The organism is Pseudactinotalea sp. (assembly GCF_048594945.1).
Classification (GTDB): Bacteria; Actinomycetota; Actinomycetes; order Actinomycetales; family Beutenbergiaceae; genus Pseudactinotalea.
Map to the genome: position 1 here is coordinate 1 of NZ_JBMDXJ010000326.1, position 2,409 is coordinate 2,409.

A 2,409-nucleotide genomic window follows, 5' to 3' on the forward strand; every position below is an offset into this window, starting at 1 on the left:
CCGGCAGCGGCAACGCGGCCGGATCGGGCGCGGGTGGGGGCACGGGCGGGGGCACCACGGTGCCGCCGAGCGGCAGCACCGCAGCCGACGGCGACGCCGGCTTCCTCGCAGGCGCACCCGAGTGGCTGTCGCCGGGTCTGATCCCGGCGGCCGTGGCACAGGCGAACGAGCGCGACGTGCTCGCGTACTCCTCGGCGGCTCTGCTGGGCCTGTCGAGCCTCGCGATCGTCGGTTTCCGCTCCGGTTTCCTCGTGCTCCCGTTCACCGGCGGCACCCCCTAGACCCCAGACCTGCCACCGCAGTACTTCAGGTGGCACCCAGACGCGGCACCCCCCAACACCAACAAGGAGAACGATGAACGACTCACGAACCCCGCTGCGAGCGCGAGCAGCAGCCACTGCTGCCGCCGTGCTCATCAGCGCAGGTCTGGGCGTGGCCGGGGCCACCACGGCCTCGGCGGCGGAGGTGGACGTCGACGACGTCACCTTCACCTGGAGCATCAACGACGAGAGCGGTGGCGGCGCCTACTTCGGTGGCTGCAACTTCCTGGTGGCGGGGGCCGCCGGGGATGCCGGCGGCTCGCGTCTGTGGACCGAGGCCGACGGCTTCTACTCGGCCCAGGAGGGCAACGTCTCGATCCGCAAGCCCGACAGCGCGGGTGGCTGGGTGACTCCGACCTGGAGCACCAAGTGCCTGAACGCCGCCGGGACGGCGGTCACCACGCAGGCCGGCAGCACCACCGGGAACGAGGTCGTGTTCGCCGGCGGCGTCGGCACGGTCGATGTCGCGGCAGGGACCGCCGAGGTGGCCTGGGACGGCGACCTCACGATCGTCTTCTACGGTGGTATGACGTACTGGACGGTCTCCGACCCGACGCTGACGGTCGCCTCGGACGGCACCGGCACGATCACCGGCACGGCATCCGGGTACGGCGCCGACATGTACGACCCGAGCCTGTGGGTCGAGCTGACGCCACGGGAGATCACGCTGGCGACGCTGGCCGGCGTCTCTCTGGCCGAGGACGGCTTCTCGGTCACCCCGACGTACCTCGGTGTGGAGATCGAGGTCGAGGCCGGCGGCCCCTCGGGGGCGCAGGTCCGTACCGGCGCGAACTGGGGCGGCTTCCCGCAGTCGTGGGTCGACTTCAACGTCGAGACCGGGCAGGCCGCGTACTGGTACTCCTCGGGCGGCGCCGCCGATCCGAAGAAGCCGACCAACCCGCTGAGCATCGCGTGGAGCGTCGACGGTGGTGACGACCCGGGTGAGCCCGGTGAGCCGGGCGGCGATGGCGACATCGAGGTCGGTGTCGAGGTCCCCGAGGAGCCGACCGAGCCGGGTGAGCCCGGTGTCCTCGAGTGGAGCATCGCCTCTGGCGCCGTGAACCTGGGACAGGCGAGCGCCCAGTCCGACGGTCGCTTCTACGCCGAGGGCACGCTCCCGACGATCACCGTGACCGATGGCCGCGAGGGCGGTCCGGTCTGGGAGCTCACGGGTGTGGCGACGGCGTTCACCTCCGGCTCCGACAGCTTCGGTGCGGAGTACCTCGGCTGGTCGCCGCAGGTGCTCTCCAACCCGGGTGGGGCGTATCCCGGAACGAGCACGTCGGGCACCGGTGGGCTCGCCTCGGCGGCACGTCTGGCCATCGGGCTGGACGGCCACAACGCCGACGCCTCGACCGTGACCGCACTGCTGGACCTGGTGGCCCCTGCGGACACCCCGCCGGGCTCGTACACCTCGACCGTCACGCTGACGATGGTCGGCTGACACAGCAGCACGCTCGCCTCGTGCGGGTGGGGCCCCGACCTCACCCGCACGAGGCATCAGCACGAAGGACACCTATGCGCACCCGCACCACAACCCACCGGCGAGCCGCTCTGACGTTGCTCGTGGTGAGCGTGCTGACCGCCGTCGCCGCCGCTCCGGCCGTGGCCGACGAGATCGCCTGGTCCGTGGCGCCGTCGAACAACGAGCACGGCGACGCACGACCGAACTACGGATACCAGCTGGAGCCGGGTGCGGTGATCCAGGACGGGCTGGAGGTCGCGAACACCGGTGAGGTCGAGCTCACGCTGGCCGTCGCTGCCGCCGATGGTTTCACCACGGCCAACGGCGTACTCGATCTGGTCCCGGTGACCGATCCGCAGCTCGACCTCGGCGCCTGGGTTGTGCCCGAGGTCTCGGAGCTCACCCTGGCGCCCGGCGAGCGGGTCGAGGTGCCGTTCACCCTGACGGTTCCGCAGGACGCCGCACCGGGCGACCACACCGGCGGCATCGTGACGATCCGGACCAGCGATGCCGGCGGTACGGTCCAGCTCGAGCAACGCCTCGCGTCCCGCATCCACGTGCGCGTGCCGGGGGAGCAGGTGGTGACCCTGGCCGTCTCCGACCTCGAGATCGACCAGCCCGCTC

Annotated in this window: 2 protein-coding genes and 1 pseudogene; all 3 read left to right on the plus strand. The window is 71.6% G+C overall.

The genetic code is table 11. The features are described from left to right. Positions 1–281: pseudogene (locus ACOJSN_RS14590) on the plus strand (hypothetical protein); the annotation flags it as partial. A 73-nt stretch (positions 282–354) separates the two neighbouring features. Continuing rightward, the gene (locus ACOJSN_RS14595; RefSeq protein ID WP_420113221.1) at positions 355–1,764 is read left to right on the plus strand and encodes a hypothetical protein; all 1,410 of its coding nucleotides are present in this window, start codon (positions 355–357) and stop codon (positions 1,762–1,764) included. 74 nt (positions 1,765–1,838) lie between these two features. Then, a partial coding sequence (locus tag ACOJSN_RS14600) for a WxL protein peptidoglycan domain-containing protein (protein WP_420113222.1) occupies positions 1,839–2,409 on the plus strand: 571 nt, incomplete at its 3' end.